Source organism: Mesotoga sp. HF07.pep.5.2.highcov (assembly GCF_003666285.1).
Lineage (GTDB): Bacteria > Thermotogota > Thermotogae > Petrotogales > Kosmotogaceae > Mesotoga > Mesotoga prima.
The window spans coordinates 1-2,547 of the sequence record NZ_JFHJ01000515.1 but is presented as its reverse complement, the minus strand read 5'-3'; the positions used below and the strand labels follow the sequence as shown (position 1 = coordinate 2,547).

The 2,547-nt window shown below is 44.6% G+C and carries 6 protein-coding genes; all 6 read right to left on the bottom strand.

Annotated elements, in window-relative coordinates:
• Window positions 1–28: 28 nt before the first annotated feature.
• Window positions 29–388 (bottom strand): sodium:proton antiporter, encoded by a 360-nt coding sequence (locus BG32_RS10935; protein WP_006489932.1) that lies wholly within the window; start codon window positions 386–388, stop codon window positions 29–31.
• The gene (locus BG32_RS10930; RefSeq protein ID WP_006489934.1) at window positions 385–1,056 is read right to left on the bottom strand and encodes an MnhB domain-containing protein; all 672 of its coding nucleotides are present in this window, start codon (window positions 1,054–1,056) and stop codon (window positions 385–387) included. Before BG32_RS10930 ends, BG32_RS10935 begins: the two co-directional genes overlap by 4 nt.
• Window positions 1,053–1,742: a hydrogenase subunit MbhD domain-containing protein gene (locus BG32_RS10925; protein WP_006489936.1), complete on the bottom strand. Its 690-nt coding sequence runs from the start codon at window positions 1,740–1,742 to the stop codon at window positions 1,053–1,055. The genes BG32_RS10930 and BG32_RS10925 overlap by 4 nt, the downstream gene beginning before the upstream one ends.
• On the bottom strand, window positions 1,739–2,020 hold the full coding sequence (locus tag BG32_RS10920; RefSeq protein WP_006489938.1) for a monovalent cation/H(+) antiporter subunit G: 282 nt from the start codon (window positions 2,018–2,020) through the stop codon (window positions 1,739–1,741). The genes BG32_RS10925 and BG32_RS10920 overlap by 4 nt, the downstream gene beginning before the upstream one ends.
• Window positions 2,017–2,265 (bottom strand): hypothetical protein, encoded by a 249-nt coding sequence (locus BG32_RS10915; protein ID WP_006489940.1) that lies wholly within the window; start codon window positions 2,263–2,265, stop codon window positions 2,017–2,019. The genes BG32_RS10920 and BG32_RS10915 overlap by 4 nt, the downstream gene beginning before the upstream one ends.
• On the bottom strand, window positions 2,262–2,547 hold a 286-nt coding region (locus BG32_RS10910), incomplete at its 5' end, for a hypothetical protein (RefSeq protein ID WP_121526829.1). The genes BG32_RS10915 and BG32_RS10910, both read right to left, overlap by 4 nt.

Genomic DNA, 2,547 nt, shown 5'->3' with positions numbered 1-2,547 from the left:
CCGAGAACGGGCAGGAAGACTAATGCTATCATTTTTCCTCCCTCTCGAAAATCATTTCGATAGTCTCGACATTCATGGTGTGATACTTGTTGTAAATTATGATTGCAAATACGAGCGAAAGACAGAGCAATGCAAATGAAATTACGATTCCGGTGATTATTACTGCCTGGGGAATGGGGTCTGCATAGTTTGCATTAGAGAAGTCACCGCTGATTATGGGGGGAATTATCCCTCCTCTGGCCGAAATTCCGGTATACATAAGATTTACGGAGGTCTCTACTATACCAAGGGACAAGATTTTCTTTATTATGTTTTTCGAGAGAATCATGCCCACTGCGCCGACCAGCATTCCAATTATCGAGAAATAGATTACGAGAATTCCCGTCATAATGTTCCCCGTCTGTCTATGAACTCGCTGGACATCTTCCAGGCGCCCGCATATACTTTGATTCCTATCAGTATATTCATCATAGGTATTAGTCCACCGCTGAAAACCGAACCGAATCCAGCCTCAGATAACATTTGTGCGTGAGCCTCCGGAAAGATCATGATGAAACATGAAAACGCAAAAATAAGAATAAGGCTTACGTTCTCCAGTATGTTTACCTTGAAGATCTCATAATGAAGACTCGCTCTCCTGAAACTCGAAGTGAGTCCATAAGTGACAACGCCCGTTGCGAGAACTACTCCACCAACAAATCCTCCACCGGGGCTTATGTGACCGTTTATCACAACATATAGGAAGAGCGTTATGGACAGTGCAGCCAGTCCACCGCTGTAAACAGTAACCGTTCCGAATACCTGCTGACCCTCGTCGCTATTAACGGGAAGCGAAGTAAAAAGGCTTGCAACACCAAGTGCAGTTATCGTGAAGACTATTATCTCGAAAATAGTGTCATAGAGTCTTGTTTCAAGATAAACGCTTGTGACTAAATTGGGCACGTTTACTCGATTCACTATTTCTTCGATCGGCTCTGGAATACTGCCGAACGGATCAAAAGAAAAAAGAACGATCATGAAGATGGCTATCAGAGCTATGATTCCCGCGATCCTCACAGATACCGCCCCACAATCTCCTCAATGTTTCCCGAAGATTTTATGAACTCCAGTCCTTCAAGGATATCCTTTTCGAGATCAGGTGAATTCGTCGAAACGACAAAGACATAGCTGCTCTTTCTCAGAAACTCAGGCGTTGGAGAAAGGGAGTTTCTGCTCAAGTGCTTCAGTCTCACAAAATCGATTTCCTCTCCATTGCACAGGAAGATCGAAGTTTCCAAATAGGGAATGCCCTTCGTCCTGCCGGCAACATCGTCTTCTGTAAGCGCTCCGCAAATCAAATCTATATCATGGTTTTCTATCGCTATCAATGCCTCTTCCTTGCTGGAAAACTTCACAGGTTCGAGATGATAACCCTCTTTCTCATCGACAAGCTGGATTATCTCCCACTCCAGACCCCTGAATCCAGAGGGTGTCTCTTCAATCATCGACGGTACCTCGACAATGCCGAGACGAACACGGCGCTGCTTCTTGAGCGCCATTATGTAAACGATCAGAACAAGGGCCACCCCGACCGAAAATTGAGTCATGGCAACATCCGGTGCTCCAATTATCATCATTATTATGGCTGACAGCGAACCGACAATCCCAAACCAGATTACGCTTTGGAAATTGGTTTTCGATGAAAGGACTATTATCGCACTGACAATATATAAAGAGCTGATTGCGACTATGACAAAGCTCATTTCTCTCTTCCCCCTGAGTTTATGAAAGCTCTTGCAATGACGTGTGTCACGAGAGGTCCCGTAACCATTAGAGCAACTATGAACGCGAGCATTTCGATTATCGTCAGGAGACCGAAGAAAAACGCCGAGATTACTAGGAATATCAGTCCAACCGTATCGGCTACGGTCAGGAAATGAAGTGTACCAATTATCGTGTGTGCAAAAACCGCCCTGAGAGTACCGGCAACAACGAAGAAAAGCCCAGGGATCAGAATTATGTAGGCGATTATTTCCATCATCTGCGCACTCCCATATAATAAGCTGCGATAATCGTCCCGCTTGTGTTGAGTATAAGGAACAGAAGAGCAACACTCGAGACGAAATCGACGCTTGTTACCATCTCAATGAAAATTATACCTATTAGAAGTCTTGTGGAGATAGCAGAATAAGCCACAAGAAGCCTCCAGGGATTACTGCCTGCGGCGAACCACACAAGCATTACAATGGAGGAGATAGTTGCAGCCATGGTGATGTAAAAAGTCACTTCTTCACCTCATGAATCAGCAATCCTTCCCTGTCTTTCGAGATGACTATTTCCTCAGGGGTCATCGTTATAGAGATGATCTTGCCAAACTCCACAATTCTGTTTTCCGGAGATTTCTCACTCCTGACCGTGAAGATGGGTCTGGAAAAGATAAGTCTGAACGCTTGAAATACGGCTATTGGCAAGGCAAGAATAATCTTGAAAGCCGTGGAAAAAACGGGGCCGGAACGAATGAGTCTAGATGATATATATTGAGGAAGAACGGAAACTAACAGTCCCGAA

Excerpts from the sequence above, each read along its gene's own strand:
- BG32_RS10935 (WP_006489932.1), bottom strand. The coding sequence starts at position 388 with ATGACGGGAATTCTCGTAATCTATTTCTCGATAATTGGAATGCTGGTC.
- BG32_RS10925 (WP_006489936.1), bottom strand. The coding sequence starts at position 1,742 with ATGAGCTTTGTCATAGTCGCAATCAGCTCTTTATATATTGTCAGTGCG.
- BG32_RS10920 (WP_006489938.1), bottom strand. The coding sequence starts at position 2,020 with ATGATGGAAATAATCGCCTACATAATTCTGATCCCTGGGCTTTTCTTC.